The following is a 22,183-nucleotide window of genomic DNA, read 5'->3' as shown; positions in this document are numbered from 1 at the left end:
GTCTCTGATGCGCGTGACCGTCGACGAAAACTTGTGCGAGGCTAACGGCTTCTGCGAATCGCTCGCCGCGGAGGTATTTGAACTGGGCGACGAAGACGTGGTGCAGATCGCCGACGGCCCGGTGCCGCCGCGGCTGGAGATCGACGTGCGCGCCGCCGTCGACCAGTGCCCCAAAGCCGCGCTGCGGCTGATCGATTGAGCTAGCGCCGCTCGTTCAGCGATATCGGCATCTCGTCATAGATCGACATGTTGGTGAGCAGGTTCGGATAGGCCACGGTGGCCGGACCGAGGGCGATGTCGTCGCAGCGCAGCAGCAGTTCGTCGAAGACCGCACGGAGTTCCGCGCGCGCCAGCATGGCGCCCAGGCAGTGATGCGGCCCGCCGCCCCCGAAAGCGACCTGCGGGTTGGGCTGCCGCCCGATGTCGAAGGTGAACGGGGAGGCGAACACCTCCTCGTCACGGTTTGCCGAACGCAGCATCGAGACCACCCGATCGCCCTTCGCGATGTGCTGGCCGTCCATCTCCACGTCGACCTTCGCGGTGCGCGTCCAGTAGGCGACCGGTGAGGCCCAGCGCAGTACCTCCTCGATGGCGCCCGGGCGCAGCGCTTCCTGCTCGCGGTATCGGTCGATCTGCTCCGGGTTCTCCGCGAACGCCTGCACCCCGATGGCCAGTGCGTTCTTGGTGGTGTCGCTGCCGGCGAACGTGAGCACGAAGAAGAAGAACTCCAACTCGTTGGGGGGCAGGCTGAATTCCTCGCCGTCGTCGCCGGTGATCACCGCCGTCGCCAGCGTGCTCCAGATGTCGTCGGTCGGATTGCGCCGCTTCTCGGCGGTGAGCTCCATCGCGTAGCCGAAGACGGTCGCGTACAGATCGGTGTAGTCCTGCCAAGTCGGCCGCGCCCCAGGGGAATTCGCCTTGAGGATGCGGTCCAGGGAATCGAAGATGCGCGGCCGGTCGCCCTCCGGTATGCCGATGATGTCGCCGATGACCGTCATCGGCAGGGCGTCGGCGACGTCGGAGATCCAGTCGCCGCCACCCCGGTCGAGCAGCCGGTCGATCATCGCCGCGGCGCGCGCCCGGATGCCGTCCTCGAGCTTGCCCACCGCGCGCGGGTTGAACGCGCCGGAGATGAGCTTGCGGCGCTTGTTCAGTCCCGGCGGGTCCATGTTGATGATGGTCGGGTACGACGCAAACATGCCGACCGGCTGGATGAGCGGGCCGTCCACCGCGGTGAAGGACTCGGCGTCGCGGTGTAGCCGGACCGCGTGCCGGTGCTTGGTCGCCACCCAGAAGTCACGCTGCACCGTCTCAGCCACCCCCGGCGTCAGGTCGTGGCGGAACAAGGGCCTGCCGCGGCGCAGCTCGGCGAACAGCTCATCGGGAAAACCGTTGCGCCACAGGTCGAAATCGGATAGGTCGACCGCCGTAGCCGTCATTTGAAACCCCGCTTCCCGGACATGCTCAGCACGCGTTGACGTTCTATGCTTAAGATAGTAAAAATAGACGTAGTCGTCGAACTTGGAGCGCTCGTGACGGACACAATTTCAGACCCGGCCCCGGATTCGGCCGCAGATCCCTCGGAACGCGAGTTCGGGCAGGCCGGCATCGCGCTGTCGACCTACCGGTTCCCGACCGGCTGGTTCATCGTCGCTTTCTCCTCCGACCTGGCGGCCGGCCAGGTCAAGCGCGCGCACTACTTCGGCGAGGAACTGGTGCTCTTCCGCACCGAGTCCGGCCAGGTGCACGTGCTGGATGCCTACTGCCAGCACCTCGGCGCCAACTTGGGCGTCGGCGGCACCGTGCAGGGCGAGCACATCGTCTGCCCGTGGCACGGCTGGCAATGGCGCGGCGACGGCACCAATGCGCTGATCCCGTACAGCAAGATCGGCTGCAAGAACAACGTCCGGATCCGTACCTACCCCAGCATGGAGTGGTACGGGTTCGTCCTCGTGTGGCACGAGCGGCACGGCCGGGCGCCGTACTGGCAGCCGCCGGTGCTGCCCGAGCTGGAAACCAACGAGTACTACCCGCTGCACCCGCACACCCAGATGCTCAACCGGGTCAAGGTGCACCCGCAGATGATCATCGAGAACGCCGCCGACCCCTACCACGTTCAATACGTGCACAAGGCCGCCAATCCCGCCACCACCGCGTCGTTCGAGGTGTCCGGCTACCACCTGCACGCGACCGTCAACGCGCATTTCGGCGGGGGGCGCGCATCGACGTGGTTGACCCCGAACGGTCCGGTCGACGCCAAGATCATCTACGACAACTATTCGTTGGGCCTCGGGCTGGTTCGCTTCCCGAGCGAGCTGGTGGCCACCGTCCAGGTGACGGGGCAGACGCCGGTCGACGAGGACTACACCGACTACTTCTACACGCAGGCCTCCATTCGCGAGCCCGGCGACACCGGCGACGTGCCCACCGGTCGCGCCGCCAAGTTCCTGGCGCTGCAGCAAGAGGTCATCAAACAGGACTTCTTCACGTGGGAGAACATGAAATACCTCGAGAAGCCGAACCTGGCCCCCGAGGAGGCGCACGACTACGCCGCCCTTCGCCGCTGGGCGCACCGCTTCTACCCGGGCCCGCAGCCGTCGGCGGCGGATTTCGGCTACACCGCCGACGGTGAGCCCGACCCGGCGGCCGCGAAGGCCTGATGCCGGGGCCCGCCGACTTCGGTGTCGACAGCTTCACCGTGCCGGCCGTGCTGGACAAGCGGGCCGAGCAGTGTCCCGACCGGGTGATGATGTCGATCGCCGGCGTGGACGTCACCTTCGAACAGATGCGGCGGCGGTCCCGCGCGGCGGCGCACATGCTGGCCGGCCTGGGCGTCGGCCGCGGCGACTGCGTGGCGTTGTTCACCGCCACCTGCCCGGAATGGGTGTACTTCTGGCTGGGCGCGGCCCGCATCGGCGCGGTGAGCGCGGCGGTGAACGCGGCCAACAAGGGCGAGTTCCTGCTGCACACGCTGCGGCTGGCGCGGGCCAAGGTGATCCTTACCGACCCGGAACGGCGGCCCCGCGTCGACGAGGTGGTGGAGCAGCTGGATACGGTGACCGGCGTTGTGGTGCAAGATGATTCGCTGACCGCCACGTTGCACCTCGATGCCGACGTGCCGGTGTCCGACAACCCGGCCGCGGCGACGGACGTGGGGGCCTTGTTCTACACGTCGGGCACCACCGGGGCGTCGAAAGCCGTTGCCACGACCTGGCATTACCTTTTCTCGGTGGCTGCGACCGCCGCCTCGGCCTGGGAGTTCGGCCCGGGGGAGGCGCTGTGGACGGCGATGCCGCTGTTTCACTTGAGCGCGGCGCCCAGCGTGCTGGCCCCGATGCTGGTCGGTGGAACGACCGTGTTGGCCAAGGCCTTTCACCCGGGCGAGGTCTGGGATGACATCCGCGCGCGCGGCGCCGTCGGCTTCGCCGGGGCGGGCGCGATGGTGTCGATGCTGCAGAATCTGCCCGCGGATCCGCGTGACGCGCAGCTGCCACTGCGGTTCATCTCTGCCGCACCCATCGACGCGAAGTCCTACCGCGAGATCGAAAAGCGTTACGGCTGCCGGATCGTCACGATGTACGGCATGACGGAAGCGTTTCCGCTAGCCGTCAAAGGCGTGTCCGACGACGGGATGCCCGGGACGTCGGGGCGGCCGAATCCCGATTTCGACGTGCGCATCGTCGACGAGCGCGGCGATCCCGTGCCGCCCGGCGCCGTCGGCGAGATCGCCTGCCGGCCCAGGCACCCGCACGTGATGAGCGAAGGCTATGTCAGTCAGGGTTTGCGGGTGGACCCGCACCCGGAGTGGTTTCGCACCGGCGATTTGGGCCGACTCGATGCCGAACAGAATTTGACATATGTGGACCGCGTCAAAGACTCGCTGCGCCGGCGCGGGGAAAATATTTCTTCGGTCGAAGTGGAGGGCATCGTCGTGCGCTACCCCGCGGTGGCCGAAGCCGCGGCCGTCGGGGTTCCCAGCGAGTTAGGGGAGGACGACATCCTCTTGTTTGTCACGTTGCGCGCTGGCGCCACACTGGATTGCGCGGAGCTGCTGGACTTCTGCGCCGCCCGGATGCCGTACTTCTGCGTGCCGCGTTTCGTCGAGATTGTCAATGAACTCCCGAAGAACGTCATTGGACGAATACGTAAAGATTTGTTGCGCAGTCGCGGCGTAAATGAGGCCACTTGGGATCGAGAAGAACATGGTTATATCGTCAGCCGCTAAGTTAAGTTAGTGTTACATGAGGCAATTTTCGCGTCATTTTCCGACACAGGCTGGAGAGCCACGATGACCCTGACCTATCAGCAAGAGCAGTTCCTCCACGCCGCGACGGGGCGCGCTGCCATCCTGGACCTGAGCGCCCGGCACAACCGGGCCTACTCCGACGGCGACCGCGATCGCTGGATCGCCACCTTCCGCCATTCGGGCGCCAGCTACACCCGCGACGGCGATGTGTTCAACGACCTCCGCGCGGCCTTCGACGGCGGCGACGGGCAGCGCCTGGTCACCGTCGACCACGAGATCCACATCGACGGCGTCAACGCCAGCCAGCGTTGCGTCGCGGTGCTGTTCGCCGCCATGTACGGCGACACCACACTCCGGGCCACCGGGACCTTCCGGGACACGCTGATCTACGAGCGCGGCGGCTGGTACTTCACTTCCCGTGTGCTGGCATGGGATTCGGTGCCGAGCCGGCACCCGCTCGTCATGTGAGCGACACCGCTACGTGGATCCGAATCTCAGCTACCAGCTCGCCTTCGGCAGCTATGATGACGCGCTGCGCATGGTCGGCGCGAAAAGCGAACCGCGTACCGCGGCGACGCCGGTCAGCGGCGCGCGCATTCAACTGTTCGCCGCGATGGTCCACGACGGGAATCGTTCGTATTGGGACGCCGAGTTCGCCCGGCAGAAATGGGGAGGGCTGCTCGCGCCGCCGGCCCTGCTGATGGGTTGGCTGATACCGCCGCCGTGGGAGCCGGCCAGCAGGCCGCCGGTGGCGTCGGTGGTGCTGCGGGTGCCGCTGCCGGGCACCACGTTCATCAACGCGGCCAACGAGGTCGAGTTGCTGCAGCCCATCGTCGAGGGAGATCTGCTGACCGTCGTCGAGGAACTCGTGTCGGTGTCACCGGAAAAGCGGACGCGGCTCGGCGTCGGCCATTTCGTCGAGACGCTGGAGACCTATCGGCGTCAGGACGGCGTGGTGGTGGCCACCAGCCGAAATACGTTGTTCCGCTTCACGCCTGGAGCGCCGTCGTGACCGATCTGGACTGGAACGCGATCGACGTCCCCGTCGATCTGCCCGAGGTCGTCGACCACATCAGCTACCAGCGGGTTGTGGAAAACGCGGGTGCGACCTGGGACTACTTCCCGGGTCATTTCGATCCCAGCTATGCCCAAAGCCAGGGCAACCCGACGATTTACGTCAACACCATGCACCTGGCCGGATTCGCCGACCGCGTCGCGACCGACTGGGCGGGCCCGAGCAGCCGCGTGGTGCGCCGCTCGATGCGGCTGGCCGGATCGGTCTACGCCGGCGACACCATGATCGGACGCGGGCGGGCGGTGGCCAAGCGACGCGACACCTCGGTGGACCCGCCGCGCTGCCTGGTCGACATCGAAATCCAGGTGACCAATCAGCATGGCGCCCTGTGCTGTCCGGTCGAGCTCACCCTGCAGCTGCCCGAAAGTGGATGACGCGGCCCGACGGCACTTGGCCGTCTGCCGACGCTTCGGCGAGGCGGTCCGATCGGCCCAGGGCAACTGGGACCGCCGGTCCCCGTGCGACCAGTGGGACGCCCGGGGGGTGCTCGAGCACGTCATCGGCTTTCACGACGTACTTCTGTTGCGCCCCTTGGGTTTGAAGCCCGACCGGCCACGGGACGACGCGCAGGCGCGGTGGCAATTGACTTACCAGGCGCTGGCCGAGGCGCTGGGTTCGCACGCGGCGAGGCGGCTGGACGAATACCGGTTGATGCCGAACCTGACCCGCGACGTTCTGGTGCACACGTGGGACCTCGCCCGCGCGGTCGGCGCCGACGACCGGCTGGACCCGGAATGGTGCGAGCAGTTCTACGCAAGCTTGCCGTCCGATCCGCAGACCTTGGCCGCCTCGGGAATGTTCAAAGCCCCGGTCGCGGTCGGTGACGACATCGACGCTCAGGCAAAACTTCTCGCGTGCCTCGGCCGCGACCCGGCCTGGCGCCCGGCGCCGCTATAGCGGCGGCAATTTCCCCTTGCACACCAGCGTCTGCAGCTCGACGTACTCGTGCAGGCCCTCCGGGCCGAACTCGCGGCCGATGCCTGACTGTTTGAAGCCGCCGAACGGCGCGCCGATGTCGAGCGTGTACATGTTGATGCCGTAGGTGCCGGTGCGAACGCCGGCCGCGATCTCCAATCCGTGCGCGATGTCGGACGTCCACACCGAACCGGCCAGGCCGTAGTCGCTCTCGTTGGCGATCCGGATCGCGTCCTCTTCGTCGCGGTAACGCAGCACGGTCAGGACCGGGCCGAAAATCTCCTCCCGCGCGATGCGCATGTCGTTGGTGGCGTCGGCGAACAGCGTCGGCCGCACATACCAGCCTCGCTCCGACGGGCTGTCGTCACCGCCGAGGACCACGTGGGCGCCCTCGCTGCGGCCGGACTTGATGAATTCCTGGACCCGGCGCTGTTGCCGTTGCGCGACAAGGGGTCCGACGTCGGTCGCCTCGTCGGCCGGGTCGCCGACGTTCAGCGCCGACATCATGTCGGCCAGCGCGTCGACGACCTCGTCGTGGCGGCGGTCGCTGACCAGGATCCGGGTCTGGGCGACGCACGCCTGGCCGTTGTTCATCAGGCCGGCGGATTTCAGCCCGGCCGCGGTCTTGGCGATGTCGGCATCGTCGAGGATGATCGCCGCCGACTTGCCGCCCAGCTCCAGGCTGTAGCGCTTCAGCTGCTCGCCGCAAAGCGTGGCGATCCGGCGCCCGACGGCGCTGGACCCCGTGAACGCGATCTTGTCCACGCCCGGGTGGCGCACCAGCGCCTCGCCCACGTCGGTGCCGCCGGGGAGCACGGACACCACCCCTTCGGGCAGGCCGATCTGCTCGATCATCTCGGCCAACCACAAAGCGTCCAAGGGAGTTTCGGGCGCGGGTTTCACGATGACCGTGCAGCCGGCGATCAGGGCCGGGATCAGCTTGGGCATGATCAGGAATTGCGGCACGTTCCACGGCACGATCGCGCCGACCACCCCGACCGGGGCCCTGCTCAGGTGCACCTCGCCGAGCACGCCCTGGCGGCGTTCGGTCCACGGAAAATCGCGCGCGGCGGCCAGCGCGAGGTGGATCAGCGACGCCGCGGCCGCGCCTTGGCCGAGCCGGCTGAAACTGCGCGGCGACCCCATCTCGTCGGTGATGAGGTCGGCCATCGCGTCCATGTGGCCGCCGTAGATCGCGGCGAGTTGTTCCACCTTGGCCATCCGCTCGGCATGCGTCATCCGCGGCCAGGGGCCGTGATCGAAAGCGTGCCGCGCGGCGGCGACGGCGGCGTCCACGTCCTCGGGCCCGGCCACCTGGACGTGGCCGACCGGTTCTTCGGAGTGCGGCGAGATCACCGCGAGCTGCTGCGGATTGGCGGGCTTGCGCCACTGCCCCCCGATGAAGACCTCGTCGTAGGAGCGATGGGCGGAGTTTTCTGTCATCGGGCACATCCTCGGGGCCGCGACCGTGATTTCGCTATTGACGCTAACATAGCCAAAAAAGCAGCGAGGCCTCACATGACCAGCGATTGGCGCAGTTACCCGTTCCAGTTGGTGCCCGGGGATCCCCAACTGGATTTCCCGGCGGCCGAAGGCGACCATCCCGACCAGGAATCGGACACCTGGTTCCTGGCCGGCCGGCTCGACGCGACCGACAGCGATCGGTCGTTTGCGTTCCTGACCATCTTCAACAAGAACCGGCCGGGCGGCACGGTGGTCGCGGACTTCTACACGATGGCGCTTTTCGACCTCGATACCGGCGACTACGGCACCTATACGGACTACGACATGCCGCCGGCCAACATGGAACCGGGAGCCCGGCGCAAGCTCGAGACGGCGTCGGGTCACCTGGACATCAGCTACCACAGCGGCGCGGGCACCGCGTCGTGGACCACCTGCCTCGACGCCGAGGGCAAGCTGCTGCCCTTCACCTACCGGGTCAGCCTCGTCGGCGAGGACCAATCCGGCCGGCCGATGCGGCTGGACTTGGCCGTAACCCCAACGCGCGCACCGACACCGGTGGGTGCGGCGACCTACAACGGAAAGATCGTCTGCTTCGGCCAGAGCGAGACGTACTCGTATTTCCAGACCGGACTGACAATGACCGGGACCCTGCGCTGGGGCAACGTGGTCGAGCAGGTCTTCGGCAGCGGCGGGCACGTCGACCGGCAGTGGTTCCCGAAGTACGCCGGCGGCGGGGGATCGGGCGGCGACCCGCGGGCCAGGTCACACGAGTGGCGCACCATCAACTTCGACAACGGCGTGGACTTGAGCATCTGGCGCCAGTTCGACCGCACGAACGGCAATGCGCTGCAGCCGTTTACCGGCGTGACGACCAGCCACCCGGACCCGACGATACCGCCGCAGTGCGCCGAAGACGTCGAGGTCACGATCAGCAGCTACGTCCGCTGGCCGGAGGAGGTGCGACCGCTGGTGCGGCCGGTGGCCCCGGCCCGATACATGCCGGACCGCCACCGGATCACTTGCGCCACATTGCAACTGGACATCGTGGGGGAGCCGATGGTGCCCGCCCCGGCGCACGGACTGCCGATCGAATACATGGAGGGCCCCTATCGCTACCAGGGAACGCTGTGGGGCAAACCCGTTTCCGGGTTCGCGTTCAACGAGCGCTCTTTGGCGCTGTATCGGGATTGGGAGTTGGTCGAGGTGCTGGCCACCACCGTGGCCGACGCGGGTACCGAGCTGCAATCGATGGTCGATGAGTTGGCGCGGTTGATAGCCGCCAGCCGCCGCGGCGAGGCGGTCGAATTGCTGAGTGCGCTGCCATCGGTTGAGAACGACTTGCTCGCAACGCTTCTCGATGATTTGGTCGCCGTGCTGTCGTCTTCGCCGAAACTGTAAATCCGCAGGCGTCTACTCGAACTATTGCTGCAAATATACAGTCTCGGCGCCAGGGCAGCCCGCAAGCGCCTGAGCCCAGCTGATGTGGCGATGCTGCAGGCCCGGCTCGTTGCGGCCGAAGATCAGGTGATCGCGGGCGCCCGACTCGAGGTTGGCCTGCAGGCCCTCGACCAGCCGGTAGTCCTCGTCGCGGACCGTGGCGTGCGCGTAGTCGAAAACGGCCTGAGCGCCGGCGGCCACCGATTCATCGGAGAGGTCCAACGGGGTGGAGTTCTGGTGCACGGTGACCGACCTGCCCGGGCGGTCGCCGGGGTATATCCGGAACAGCTCGCCGTTGGCGATCGTCACCGATAACACGATGTTGGGGAACAGCGCATAGATCACGACCATGTTGTGGAACGGGTCCCACCGCTCCTCGGGAACGTCGTCGAGTTCGAGGATCGTGTTGAGCGGGAAGATCAACCGGTGATGCGGGCCGTACGAGTCGAACACCGTGCAGTTGCTGCGGGCGATGGTGGCAAAGGTCTGCCGGTGCACGGTCGCGAAATGGTAGTTCTCCGAGAAGGTGTCGACCGCCAGTTTCCAGTTGATCGGGCAGTCGAGCACCTTCTCACCCAGCGGAGACCACCGCCCGATGCCCCACGAGTCGAGCTCGTCGGCCAGCGGCCCCAGGTGCGCGGCGACGTCTAGGTGCGCGCCGGGATCCAATGCGACCCAGAGGAACCCCGCGTGTTCGGCGGCCGGCAGCTCGGTCAAACCGTCGGACTTGACGGCGATTTCCGGGAACCCCTCATGTCCCGGAAGCGCCACCAAGCGCCCGTTGTTGTCGTACGTCCACGCGTGGTAGGGGCAGGTGAATCGCTTCGCGGTTCCACAACCCGTGGCCACCTGCGACTGGCGGTGCAGGCACACGTTTTCGAACGCCTTGACCGACCCGTCGGCCGTGCGGGTCAGCAGGATCGATCGGCCCAGCACCGTCTTGGTGCAGTACGCGCCCGGACCGGGCAGCTCCGAAACGTAGCCGACCAGTTGGGGACTGGCCATCAGCATCGCGCGGTCCCGGTGGTGCCGTTCGGCCGACGTGTAATCGGCCGCGTCGACCCGGTGCACGCCCCGCGCGAGATCGGTCGCCTTGTCGCGGGCCAGCTTCAAGGCGCGCCGCGTCAGGTCGATGAGCTGATCGCGATCCATTCGCCCAGTAGAGACCTTGCGACGGTTGTAAGGTCAAGCCGTGGCTGAGCAGCTGCTCATCGGCGACGTCACGGCCCTGACCGGGATCGCGTCGGGCCGCATCCGCCACTACGAGAAAATCGGGTTGCTGCGCGCCGAGTATCTGAGCAACGGCTATCGGGTCTTCGACGTCGATCAGGTGCTCGAGCTGTTGCGCATCGACCTGATGAGAAGCCTCGGCGTCGGCATCAACGACATTCAGCGGTTGCTCGACGGGGGCCAGACCACCCTGGCCGGGCTGCTGGACGAGCACCGCACGTTGCTGGTGCGCGAACGCGACCGGCTGGATCAGCTGATCGCCGCGATCGATGCGGCCACCGATACCGGCGCCGCCGACGTCGACGAACACCTGCTGCGCGCGTTGGCGACCCGGCATCGCGACAGCATCGGCGTCATCGGCCGGCTCACCACGCCGCTGTCGGCCCCCGTCACCGCGATGTATGCCGACCTGTTCGACGAATGGGAGCTCCCGGTTCCCGCGTTGTTCGGGCAGATGGCGCTGCCGCCGGCGGCCAGCACGCTGTTGGAGCGGCTGGCCGAGACGCCGGGACATCAGGTTCTCTTCGACCGACTGCGCAAACTCGCCGGCGACGTGGTTGCGTTGGACGAACGCGAATCGGCCGCAACGGAACTCGCTCAGAGCTGGATCGACCAGCAGCTGGCCGACCCGCTGCCCGACGACGTGGTGGCCGTGCTGCGCGAGGTGCAGCCGCTGTTGACGCACGACCCGGTGATCGTCCAGGGCTTCCGGGCGTGGGCCGGCTCGATCAGCCCGGCGGCCGCCCTCTTTCTCGACGAGATCGCCCGGCAGACCGCCCGCCGCGGTCTGCAGGCCGTCAGCGTCATCGTGCTGCCCGCCGATGCGGCACCGTGATGCACATGTGATCTTTGTGGCTAATGTGCCCGTTGTTGTTTGTGTCGTACCCTGTGGCATGTGTCGGTGTCGCGTCGTGACGTGCTCAAATTCGCGGCCGCCGCGCCCGCCCTGGTAGGGCTGGGCGTCGCGGCTTCGTCGCTGCGCGCCGCGCCGGCGTCGGCGTCGCTCGGCACCCTGCTGGACTACGCGGCCGGCGTCATCCCGGCGAGCCAGATCCGGGCCGCCGGGGCCGTCGGATCGATCCGATACGTCTCGGACCGCCGGCCCGGCGGCAATTGGATGCTGGGCAAGCCGATCCAGGTCTCCGAGGCCCGCGACCTGAGCAGCAACGGGCTCAAGATCGTTTCCTGTTACCAGTACGGCAAGGGCAGCACCGCCGACTGGCTGGGTGGCGCCGGCGCGGGGCTGCAACACGCGCAGCGGGGCATGCAGCTGCACGCCGCGGCCGGCGGTCCGGCGAACGCCCCGATCTACGCGTCGATCGACGACGACCCCTCGTACGACCAGTACAAACAGCAGATCGTTCCCTACCTGCGGTCGTGGGAATCGGTGATCGGGCACCAGCGCACCGGTGTGTACGCCAACTCGAAGACCATCGATTGGGCGCTGCACGACGGCCTGGGTTCATACTTCTGGCAGCACAACTGGGGCTCGCCGAAGGGTTTCACCCATCCCGCCGCGAGCCTGCACCAGGTCGAGATCGACAAGCGCAGCGTCGGTGGGGTCGGGGTGGACATCAACGAAATCCTCAAGCCCCAATTCGGGCAGTGGGCCTAGGGCCGGCCGCGGCCCAAGTTCCAGCAAACACTCGTTCGCTCATTTTCGGGCCGTGCGGCCGCGAGTCGCCCGACTGGCGCAGCGCCGGCGGCGCCTGAACGACCCGATTTTTTTAACATAACGATTACATAACAATCGTGCCTTGAACAGCGCAGTTATAGCTACTCGACCGTAACCACCTGCATGCAGCAAGTTTGTTCGCGGCGCCCGCGCGGGCGGTTCGGCGGGGTGTTACCCAGGACACGGTTACCCGCGCGTAGAACTCACCAGTAACCGATCAACATGCAAAAAGGGCACTGATCCTTATGACACTCTTAGTACAGCCGGTGCCGTCCGCCCGCTCCGTTGGGGCCCCCGACGACCCACCGGCCAGCCGCCCTCCGGCTGTGATTCGACGCGGAATCGACTGAAACCGAGCAGGCCCGCACCTCTGGGGTCGACCGGCCGAACCGAACGAGACGTAAAGACGCATACAGGGAGATACAAAAGGTGACGATCCACGAGCATGACCGGGTGTCCGCCGACCGCGACGGCACGGGCCCCCACCACACCGATGCTCTGGTCGACCGCCTGACGGCCGGCGAGGCCTACGCCGTCGCGTTCGGCGGCCAGGGCGCCGCCTGGCTGGAGAGCCTCGAGGAGCTGGTGTCGTCGGCCGGGATCGAATCCGACCTGGCGACGCTGGTCGGCGAGGTGGAGCTGCTGCTCGAGCCGGTGGCGAAAGAACTGGTCGTGGTGCGCCCGATCGGCTTCGAACCGCTGACCTGGGTGCGCGCGCTGGCCGCAGAGGACCCCGTACCGTCGGACAAGCACCTCACGTCGGCCGCGGTGTCCATCCCCGGCGTGCTGCTGACCCAGATCGCCGCCGCGCGCGCCCTGGCCCGGCAGGGCATGGACTGGGCCGCGACGCCGCCGGTGGCCGTCGTCGGGCACTCGCAGGGCGTGTTGGCCGTCGAGGCGTTCCGCGCCGCGGGGGCCCGCGACGTCGAACTGCTGGCGTTGGCGCAGCTCATCGGGGCGGCGGGCACCCTGGTGGCCCGCCGGCGCGGGATCTCGGTGCTCGGCGACCGCCCGCCGATGGTGTCGGTGACCAACGCCGACCCGGAGCGGATTCGCCGGCTGCTCGACGAGTTCGCGCAGGATGTCCGCACCGTGCTGCCCCCGGTGCTGTCCATCCGCAACGGCCGGCGGTCGGTGGTGATCACCGGCACCCCCGAGCAGCTCTCGCGCTTCGAGCTGTACTGCCAGCAGATCTCCGAGAAGGAGGAGGCCGACCGCAAGAACAAGGTCCGGGGCGGCGACGTCTTCGCGCCGGTCTTCGACCCGGTTCGCGTGGAGGTGGGCTTCCACACGCCGCGGCTGGCCGACGGCATCGACCTCGTCGCCGGCTGGGCCGAGAAGGTCGGCCTCGACGTCGAGCGGGCCCGGACGCTGACCGAGGCCATCCTGGTCGACGGCGTCGACTGGGTGGACGAGATCACGCACGTTCACTCCGCCGGCGCGCGCTGGATCCTCGACCTGGGTCCCGGCGACATCCTGACCCGGCTGACCGCGCCGGTGATCCGCGGCCTCGGCATCGGCATCGTGCCGGCGGCGACCCGCGGCGGTCAGCGCAACCTCTTCACCGTCGGCGCCGTTCCCGAGGTCGCCCGGGCCTGGTCGACCTACGCCCCGACCGTGGTGTCGCTGCCCGACGGCCGGGTCAAGCTTTCGACGAAGTTCACCCGGCTGACCGGGCGGTCGCCGATCCTGCTCGCGGGCATGACGCCCACCACCGTCGACGCCAAGATCGTCGCCGCCGCGGCCAATGCCGGGCACTGGGCCGAGCTGGCCGGCGGCGGTCAGGTCACCGAGGAAATCTTCGCCGCCCGCATCGAGGAGCTCTCGACGCTGCTCGAGCCCGGACGCACCTACCAGTTCAATGCGCTGTTCCTCGACCCGTACCTGTGGAAGCTCCAGGTCGGCGGCAAGCGGTTGGTGCAGAAGGCGCGTCAGTCCGGCGCGGCGATCGACGGCCTGGTGATCAGCGCCGGCATCCCGGACCTCGAGGAGGCCGTCGAGCTGATCGACGAGCTGAACGATGTCGGCATCAGCCACGTGGTGTTCAAGCCCGGCACCGTCGAGCAGATCCGCTCGGTCATCCGCATCGCGACCGAGGTGCCGACCAAGCCGGTGATCATGCACATCGAGGGCGGCCGGGCCGGCGGCCACCACTCGTGGGAAGACCTCGACGACCTGCTGTTGGCGACCTACTCGGAACTGCGCTCGCGTCCCAACATCACCGTCTGCGTCGGCGGCGGCATCGGCACCCCCGAGCGGGCCGCCGAGTACCTGTCCGGGCGCTGGGCCGAGTCCTACGGCTTCCCGCTGATGCCGATCGACGGCATCCTGGTCGGCACCGCGGCGATGGCGACGCTGGAGTCCACCACCTCGCCGTCGGTCAAGCGGATGCTGGTCGAAACCAACGGCACCGACCGGTGGATCAGCGCCGGAAAAGCCCAGGGCGGCATGGCTTCCAGCCGCAGCCAACTCGGGGCCGACATCCACGAGATCGACAACAGCGCCTCCCGTTGCGGCCGGCTGCTCGACGAGGTCGCCGGTGATGCCGAAGCGGTCGCCGAGCGGCGCGACGAGATCATCGCGGCGATGGCCACCACCGCCAAGCCGTACTTCGGCGACGTGGCGGAGATGACCTACCTGCAGTGGTTGCGGCGCTACGTCGAACTGGCCATCGGCGAAGGCAATTCGACCGCCGACACCGCCGCGCCGGGCAGCCCCTGGCTCGCCGACACGTGGCGCGACCGCTTCCAGCAGATGCTGCAGCGGGCCGAAGCTCGCTTGCACGCAAAGGATTTCGGGCCGATCGAGACCCGGTTCGACGAGGCCGCCCTGCTGGAGAATCCCGACGAAGCGATCGCGACGTTGCTCGCGCACTATCCCGACGCCGAGTCGGTGCAGCTGCACCCGGCCGATGTTCCGTTCTTCGTCACGCTGTGCAAGACGCTGGGCAAGCCGGTCAACTTCGTGCCGGTCATCGACAAGGATGTGCGGCGCTGGTGGCGCAGCGACTCGCTGTGGCAGGCCCACGACGCCCGCTACGACGCCGACCAGGTCTGCATCATCCCGGGCACGGCCGCGGTCGCCGGCATCACCCGGATGGACGAGCCGGTCGGCGAGCTGCTGGACCGCTTCGAGCAGGCCGCCATCGACGAGGTGCTGTCCTCCAACGGCCAGCCGCGGGCCGTCACGTCGCGCCGGCTGGGCCGCCCGGACGTGACCGGACCGCTGGCGATCGTGCTCGACGCGCCGGACGTGCAGTGGGCCGGGCGCACCACCACCAACCCCGTGCACCGCATCGCCGACCCGGCCGACTGGCTGGTGCACGAAGACCCTGAAGGCCCCGAAAGCCGCCGCGCCACACACTCTTCCACCGGGGCGCAGCTCGTGGTCGACGGCGATCACGTCGTCCTGAGCGTGCCGCTGTCGAGCACCTGGATCGACATCCCCTTCCGCCTGCCCGCCAACACCGCCGACGGCGGCACGCCGGTGGTCTCCACCGAGGACGCCACCACCGCCATGCGCGCGGTCCTGGCGATCGCCGCGGGGGTCGACGGCCCGGAGTTCCTGCCCCCGGTCTCCGACGGGACGGCCACGGTGACGGTGGACTGGGACCCCGAGCGGGTCGCCGACCACACCGGCGTCACCGCCACCTTCGGCGAGCCGCTGGCGCCCAGCCTCACCACCGTGCCCGACGCGCTGGTCGGCCTGTGCTGGCCCGCCGTTTTCGCGGCGATCGGCTCGGCCGTCACCGACGCTGGTGTGGCGGTGGTGGAGGGCCTGCTGAGCCTGGTGCACCTGGATCACGCCGCCCACCTGATCGGCAACCTGCCGACGGCGCCGGCCCAATTGACCGTGGCCGCAACGGCTTCGGCGGCCGTCGACACCGACATGGGCCGCGTGGTTCCGGTGTCGGTGACGATCACCTCCGGCGAGGGCTCGTTGATCGCGACGCTCGGTGAGCGTTTCGCGATCCTCGGGCGCACCGGTACTGCCGAGCTCACCGATCCGGTCCGGGCCGGCGGCGCGGTGTCGGAGAACGCCACCGACACCCCGCGTCGCCGCCGCCGCGACGTCACACTGGCTGCGCCGGTCGACATGCGCCCGTTCGCGGTGGTCTCCGGCGACCACAACCCGATCCACACCGACCGAGCGGCCGCGCTGCTGGCCGGCCTGGAATCGCCGATCGTGCACGGCATGTGGCTGTCGGCCGCCGCGCAGCACGCCGCGACCGCCACCGACGGTCGCGCCCGGCCGCCCGCCCGGCTGATCGGTTGGACGGCGCGGTTCCTGGGCATGGTGCGCCCCGGCGACGAGGTCGACTTCCGGGTCGACCGCGTCGGGATCGACCAGGGCGCAGAGGTTTTGGAGGTGGCCGCGCGCGTCGGCTCGGACCTGGTCATGTCGGCGACCGCGCGGCTGGCGGCGCCGAAGACGGTCTACGCCTTCCCCGGCCAGGGGATTCAGCACAAGGGCATGGGCATGGACGTCCGGGCCCGGTCCAAGGCGGCCCGCAAAATTTGGGACGCGGCCGACAAGTTCACCCGCGACACGCTGGGCTTCTCGGTGCTGCACGTGGTGCGCGACAATCCGACCAGCATCATCGCCAGCGGTGTGCACTACAACCACCCCGAGGGCGTGCTGTTCCTGACGCAGTTCACCCAGGTGGCGATGGCGACCGTGGCGGCCGCGCAGGTCGCCGAGATGCGCGAGCAGGGCGCCTTCGTCGACGGTGCCATCGCGTGTGGCCACTCGGTCGGTGAGTACACCGCGCTGGCCTGCGTCACCGGCATCTTCGAACTCGAGGCGCTGCTGGAGGCGGTCTTCCACCGCGGCTCGAAGATGCACGACATCGTGCCCCGCGACGAGTTGGGCCGCTCCAACTACCGGTTGGCGGCGATCCGGCCCTCGCAGATCGACCTGCCCGACGACGAGGTTCCGGCGTTCGTGGCCGATATTGCGGCGAATACTGGTGAGTTTCTTGAGATCGTCAACTACAACCTGCGCGGCTCGCAGTACGCGATCGCCGGCACGGTGCGCGGTTTGGAGGCCCTGGAGGCCGAGGTGGAGCGCCGCCGCGAACTCAGCGGCGGGCGCCGCTCGTTCATCCTGATACCGGGCATCGACGTGCCGTTCCACTCGCGGGTGCTGCGGGTGGGCGTGGCCGAGTTCCGCCGCTCGCTGGAACGGCTGGTGCCGCGCGGCAGTGATCCCGACCTGATCATCGGGCGCTACATCCCCAACCTGGTGCCGCGGCCGTTCACGCTGGACCGCGACTTCATCCAGGAGATCAGGGATCTGGTGCCGGCCGAGCCGCTCGACGAGATCCTGGCCGACTACGACACCTGGCGCCGCGAGCGGCCGAGCGACATGGCACGCACCGTCTTCATCGAGTTGCTGGCGTGGCAGTTCGCCAGCCCGGTCCGCTGGATCGAAACCCAGGACCTGCTGTTCATCGAGGAGGCCGCCGGCGGGCTGGGCGTGGAGCGGTTCGTCGAGATCGGCGTGAAGTCGTCGCCCACCGTCGCGGGGCTGGCCACCAACACCCTGAAGCTGCCCGAATACGCCCACAGCACAGTGGAAGTGCTCAACGCCGAGCGCGACGTCGCCGTGCTGTTCGCCACCGACACCGACCCCGAGCCGGAGCCGGAGGACGACGTTGATTCCGACGGTGCCGCGTCGGACGGTGCGCCCATGTCCGATGTCGCACCAGCCGTCGCTCCGGCTCCCGCCGCAGCTCCGTCAGGTACTCCACGTCCCGAGGACATCGCGTTCGACGCCGCCGACGCCACTCTGGCGCTGATCGCGCTGTCGGCCAAGATGCGCATCGACCAGATCGAGGAACTCGACTCCATCGAGTCCATCACCGACGGCGCGTCGTCGCGGCGCAACCAGCTGCTGGTGGACCTCGGTTCGGAGCTGAACCTGGGTGCCATCGATGGCGCCGCCGAGGCCGACCTGGCCGGGCTGCGGTCACAGGTCACCAAACTGGCCCGGACCTACAAGCCTTACGGCCCAGTGCTTTCCGACGCGATCAACGACCAGCTGCGCACGGTGCTCGGCCCGTCGGGCAAGCGCCCGGCCGCGATCGCCGAGCGGGTCAAGAAGGCGTGGGAGCTCGGCGACGGCTGGGCCAAGCACGTCACCGTGGAAGTCGCGCTGGGCACCCGCGAGGGCACCAGCGTGCGCGGGGGCGCGATGGGCCACCTGCACGAAGGCGCGCTGTCCGACGCCGCATCCGTCGACAAGGTCATCGACGCCGCGGTCGCCGCGGTCGCCGCGCGCCGCGGCGTCTCGGTGGCGCTGCCGTCGGCCGGCGGTGGCGGCGGCGCGACCATCGACGCCGCCGCGCTGGGCGAGTTCACCGATCAGATCACCGGCCGCGACGGTGTGCTCGCCTCGGCGGCCCGCCTGATCCTGGGCCAGTTGGGCCACGACAATCCGGTCAGCGCCTCGCCGGCGGCGACCGATGCCGAGCTCATCGACCTGGTCACCGCCGAATTGGGCGCGGACTGGCCACGTTTGGTGGCGCCGGTGTTCGACGCCAAGAAGGCCGTCGTGTTCGACGACCGCTGGGCCAGCGCCCGCGAGGACCTGGTCAAGCTGTGGCTGACCGACGAAGGCGACATCGACTCCGACTGGGCGCGCCTGTCCGAGCGGTTCGAGGGCACCGGTCACGTCGTCGCCACCCAGGCCACCTGGTGGCAGGGCAAGGCGCTGGCCGCCGGCCGTCAGATCCACGCGTCGCTGTACGGGCGGATCGCCGCCGGCGCCGAGAACCCGAACCCGGGCCCCTTCAGCGGCGAAACCGCCGTGGTGACAGGCGCTTCGAAGGGCTCGATCGCCTCGTCGGTCGTCGCGCGGTTGCTCGACGGCGGTGCCACCGTCGTCGCCACCACCTCGAAGCTCGACGACGAGCGGCTGGCGTTCTACCGCAGGCTGTACCGCGACCACGCCCGCTACGGCGCCGCCCTGTGGGTGGTGGCGGCCAACATGGCGTCCTACTCCGACATCGACGCCCTGGTCGAATGGGTCGGCACCGAGCAATCCGAAAGCCTTGGGCCGCAGTCGATTCACATCAAGGACGCGCAGACGCCGACGCTGCTGTTCCCGTTCGCCGCGCCCCGCGTGGTCGGGGACCTGTCGGAGGCCGGCTCGCGCTCCGAGATGGAAATGAAGGTGCTGCTGTGGGCCGTGCAGCGGCTGATCGGCGGCCTGTCGAAGATCGGCGCCGAGCGCGACATCGCGTCGCGCCTGCACGTGGTGCTGCCCGGCTCGCCGAACCGCGGGATGTTCGGGGGCGACGGCGCCTACGGCGAGGCCAAGTCGGCGCTGGACGCGCTGGTGAGCCGCTGGCACGCCGAGTCGTCGTGGGCGGCCCGGGTGAGCCTGGCGCACGCGCTGATCGGCTGGACCCGCGGCACCGGGCTGATGGGCCACAACGACGCGATCGTCGACGCCGTCGAGGAGGCGGGTGTCACCACCTACTCCACCGACGAGATGGCCGCCATGCTGCTGGCCCTGTGCGACGTGGAATCCAAGGTGGCCGCCGCGAGCAAGCCGATCGAGGCCGACCTGACCGGCGGGCTGGGTGACGCCCAGCTGGACATGGCCGAGCTGGCCGCCAAGGCCCGCGAGAAGATGTCGGCCGAGGCCGCCGCAGACGACGACGGCCCGGCCGAGGGCACCATCGCGGCGCTGCCGTCGCCGCCCCGCGGGTTCAAACCGGCGCCGGCCCCGGAGTGGGACGACCTCGACCTCGACCCGGCCGACCTGGTGGTGATCGTCGGCGGCGCCGAGCTCGGCCCGTACGGTTCGTCGCGCACCCGCTTCGAGATGGAGGTCGACAACGAGCTTTCGGCGGCCGGTGTCCTCGAGCTGGCGTGGACCACCGGACTGATCCGCTGGGAGGACGACCCCCAACCCGGTTGGTACGACACCCAATCCGGCGATCTGGTCGACGAGTCGGAGCTGGTCGAGCGCTACCACGACACTGTGGTGGAGCGCTGCGGCATCCGCGAGTTCGTCGACGACGGCGCGATCGACCCCGATCACGCGTCCCCGCTGCTGGTGTCGGTGTTTTTGGAGAAGGACTTCGCGTTCGTGGTGTCGTCGGAGGCCGACGCGCGCGCCTTCGCCGAGTTCGACCCCGAGCACACGATCATCCGGCCGCTGCCGGATTCCAGTGACTGGCAGGTCATCCGCAAGGCCGGCACCGAGATTCGGGTGCCGCGCAAGACCAAGCTGTCGCGGGTCGTCGGCGGCCAGGTGCCCACCGGGTTCGACCCGACGGTGTGGGGCATCAGCCCGGACATGGCGAGTTCCATTGACCGGCTTGCGGTGTGGAACATCGTGGCGACCGTCGACGCGTTCCTGTCGGCCGGCTTCAGCCCGGCTGAGGTGATGCGCTACGTGCACCCGAGCATGGTGGCCAACACCATGGGCACCGGCATGGGCGGTGGCACGTCGATGCAGACGATGTACCACGGGAACCTGTTGGGCCGTAACAAGCCGAACGACATCTTCCAAGAGGTGCTGCCCAATATCGTTGCCGCACACGTGGTTCAGTCCTACATCGGCAGCTACGGCGCGATGATCCACCCGGTGGCCGCGTGCGCGACCGCCGCGGTGTCGGTCGAGGAGGGCGTCGACAAGATCCGGCTCGGCAAGGCCGAAATGGTGGTCGCCGGCGGCATCGACGACCTCACGCTGGAGGGCATCATCGGCTTCGGTGACATGGCGGCCACCGCCGACACCGGGATGATGCGGGGCCGGGGCATCCACGACTCGAAGTTCTCGCGGCCCAACGACCGGCGCCGGCTCGGCTTCGTCGAGGCGCAGGGTGGCGGCACGATCCTGCTGGCGCGCGGTGACCTGGCGCTCAAGATGGGGTTGCCGGTGCTGGCGGTGGTGGCCTTCGCGCAGTCGTTCGGCGACGGTGTGCACACCTCGATCCCGGCGCCGGGCCCGGGGGCGCTGGGCGCGGGCCGCGGCGGCAAGGACTCGCCGCTGGCGCGGGCGCTGGCCAAGCTGGGCGTGGGGGCCGACGACGTCGCGGTGATCTCCAAGCACGACACGTCGACGCTGGCCAACGATCCCAACGAGACCGAGCTGCACGAGCGGCTGGCGGACTCGCTGGGCCGCTCCGCGGGCGCGCCGCTGTTCGTGGTGTCCCAGAAGAGCCTCACCGGGCACGCCAAGGGCGGCGCGGCGGTGTTCCAGATGATGGGCCTGTGCCAGATGCTGCGCGACGGGGTGATCCCGCCCAACCGCAGCCTGGACTGCGTCGACGACGAACTGGCCGGCTCTGCCCACTTCGTGTGGGTGCGCGAGACGATGCGGCTCGGCGAGAAATTCCCGCTGAAGGCGGGGATGCTGACCAGCCTTGGGTTCGGGCACGTGTCCGGCCTGGTGGCGCTGGTGCACCCGCAGGCGTTCATCGCCGCGCTGGACGCGGATCAGCGCGTCGACTATCAGCGGCGCGCGGATGCCCGCCTGCTGGCCGGTCAGCGCAGGCTGGCTTCGGCCATCGCCGGTGGGCCGCCGATGTACCAGCGGCCGCCGGACCGTCGCTTCGACCATGAGGCGCCGGAGAAGCGCCAGGAGGCGGCGATGCTGCTGAATCCGGCCGCCCGGCTCGGCGAGGACGAGGCTTTCGTCGGATGACTCGGCCTATCCGATAACCTGGCCAGCCATGGGCATTGTCGGAGTGGGGATCGATCTCGTCTCCATTCCCGATTTCGCCGAACAGGTCGACCAGCCGGGAACCGTCTTCGCCGAGACGTTCACGCCGGGTGAGCGCCGCGACGCCTCCGACAAGAGCTCGTCGGCCGCGCGTCACCTGGCCGCCCGATGGGCGGCCAAGGAGGCGGTGATCAAGGCGTGGTCGGGCTCCCGGTTCGCCCAGCGGCCCGTGCTGCCGGAGGACATCCACCGCGACATCGAGGTGGTCACCGACATGTGGGGCCGGCCGCGCGTGCGGCTGACGGGCGACATCGCCAAGCACCTGGCGGACGTGACGATCCACGTGTCGCTGACGCACGAGGGGGACACGGCGGCCGCGGTGGCCATCCTGGAGACCCCTTGAGCCTGGAGACCCCTTGAGCCTGGAGGCCCCTTGACCGCGAGCGTGCGTGTTTGTACA

Annotated in this window: 15 protein-coding genes; 12 read left to right on the top strand and 3 right to left on the bottom strand. The window is 68.8% G+C overall.

What is annotated here, in order from left to right; translation table 11 throughout:
• The first annotated feature begins 7 nt into the window (after positions 1-7).
• Complete coding sequence (locus tag A5673_RS22700) at positions 8-199, top strand: ferredoxin (RefSeq protein ID WP_007774036.1); 192 nt, start codon at positions 8-10, stop codon at positions 197-199.
• A gap of 1 nt (position 200) precedes the next feature.
• On the opposite strand, the gene A5673_RS22695 is transcribed toward A5673_RS22700, so the two are convergent.
• A complete protein-coding gene (locus A5673_RS22695) occupies positions 201-1,439 on the bottom strand; it encodes a cytochrome P450 (protein WP_068237824.1) in 1,239 nt (412 codons plus the stop codon).
• Between the two features lie 93 nt (positions 1,440-1,532).
• On the opposite strand from A5673_RS22695, the gene A5673_RS22690 reads away from it, so the two are divergent.
• The 6 genes from A5673_RS22690 to A5673_RS22665 all read left to right on the top strand — a co-directional run bounded on the left by A5673_RS22690 (position 1,533) and on the right by A5673_RS22665 (position 6,218).
• A complete protein-coding gene (locus tag A5673_RS22690) occupies positions 1,533-2,660 on the top strand; it encodes a Rieske 2Fe-2S domain-containing protein (protein WP_156748496.1) in 1,128 nt (375 codons plus the stop codon).
• The gene (locus tag A5673_RS22685; RefSeq protein WP_068237818.1) at positions 2,660-4,225 is read left to right on the top strand and encodes an AMP-binding protein; all 1,566 of its coding nucleotides are present in this window, start codon (positions 2,660-2,662) and stop codon (positions 4,223-4,225) included. The genes A5673_RS22690 and A5673_RS22685 overlap by 1 nt, the downstream gene beginning before the upstream one ends.
• Positions 4,226-4,288: 63 nt before the next feature.
• A complete protein-coding gene (locus tag A5673_RS22680) occupies positions 4,289-4,714 on the top strand; it encodes a nuclear transport factor 2 family protein (protein WP_068237815.1) in 426 nt (141 codons plus the stop codon).
• A 70-nt stretch (positions 4,715-4,784) separates the two neighbouring features.
• A complete protein-coding gene (locus tag A5673_RS22675; RefSeq protein ID WP_156748500.1) occupies positions 4,785-5,258 on the top strand; it encodes a MaoC family dehydratase N-terminal domain-containing protein in 474 nt (157 codons plus the stop codon).
• Complete coding sequence (locus A5673_RS22670) at positions 5,255-5,695, top strand: MaoC family dehydratase (RefSeq protein ID WP_068237808.1); 441 nt, start codon at positions 5,255-5,257, stop codon at positions 5,693-5,695. The genes A5673_RS22675 and A5673_RS22670 overlap by 4 nt, the downstream gene beginning before the upstream one ends.
• A complete protein-coding gene (locus A5673_RS22665) occupies positions 5,688-6,218 on the top strand; it encodes a maleylpyruvate isomerase family mycothiol-dependent enzyme (protein ID WP_068237805.1) in 531 nt (176 codons plus the stop codon). The genes A5673_RS22670 and A5673_RS22665 overlap by 8 nt, the downstream gene beginning before the upstream one ends.
• Here A5673_RS22665 and A5673_RS22660 read toward each other — a convergent pair.
• A complete protein-coding gene (locus A5673_RS22660; protein ID WP_068237851.1) occupies positions 6,213-7,679 on the bottom strand; it encodes an aldehyde dehydrogenase in 1,467 nt (488 codons plus the stop codon). The two genes, A5673_RS22665 and A5673_RS22660, sit on opposite strands and share 6 nt — an antisense overlap.
• 75 nt (positions 7,680-7,754) lie before the next feature.
• Here A5673_RS22660 and A5673_RS22655 point away from each other — a divergent pair, with 75 nt between their 5' ends.
• Positions 7,755-9,098: a secreted hydrolase gene (locus tag A5673_RS22655; RefSeq protein ID WP_068237801.1), complete on the top strand. Its 1,344-nt coding sequence runs from the start codon at positions 7,755-7,757 to the stop codon at positions 9,096-9,098.
• Positions 9,099-9,119: 21 nt separating this feature from the next.
• Here A5673_RS22655 and A5673_RS22650 read toward each other — a convergent pair whose 3' ends face one another.
• Positions 9,120-10,289 (bottom strand): aromatic ring-hydroxylating dioxygenase subunit alpha, encoded by a 1,170-nt coding sequence (locus tag A5673_RS22650; RefSeq protein ID WP_068237799.1) that lies wholly within the window; start codon positions 10,287-10,289, stop codon positions 9,120-9,122.
• Positions 10,290-10,329: 40 nt separating this feature from the next.
• On the opposite strand from A5673_RS22650, the gene A5673_RS22645 reads away from it, so the two are divergent.
• The 4 genes from A5673_RS22645 to A5673_RS22630 all read left to right on the top strand — a co-directional run bounded on the left by A5673_RS22645 (position 10,330) and on the right by A5673_RS22630 (position 22,126).
• Positions 10,330-11,202: a MerR family transcriptional regulator gene (locus A5673_RS22645; RefSeq protein ID WP_068237796.1), complete on the top strand. Its 873-nt coding sequence runs from the start codon at positions 10,330-10,332 to the stop codon at positions 11,200-11,202.
• 60 nt (positions 11,203-11,262) lie between these two features.
• Positions 11,263-11,982, top strand: coding sequence for a glycoside hydrolase domain-containing protein (locus A5673_RS22640; protein ID WP_068237793.1), 720 nt, complete (start codon positions 11,263-11,265; stop codon positions 11,980-11,982).
• A 489-nt stretch (positions 11,983-12,471) separates the two neighbouring features.
• The gene (locus A5673_RS22635) at positions 12,472-21,705 is read left to right on the top strand and encodes a type I polyketide synthase (protein WP_068237790.1); all 9,234 of its coding nucleotides are present in this window, start codon (positions 12,472-12,474) and stop codon (positions 21,703-21,705) included.
• Between the two features lie 28 nt (positions 21,706-21,733).
• Complete coding sequence (locus A5673_RS22630) at positions 21,734-22,126, top strand: holo-ACP synthase (RefSeq protein WP_068237787.1); 393 nt, start codon at positions 21,734-21,736, stop codon at positions 22,124-22,126.
• Positions 22,127-22,183 lie beyond the last annotated feature (57 nt).

Source organism: Mycobacterium sp. E3198, from assembly GCF_001667015.1.
Taxonomy (GTDB): domain Bacteria; phylum Actinomycetota; class Actinomycetes; order Mycobacteriales; family Mycobacteriaceae; genus Mycobacterium.
Note: the sequence above shows the minus strand (reverse complement) of the source record. Positions and strands in the feature narration are given on the sequence as shown.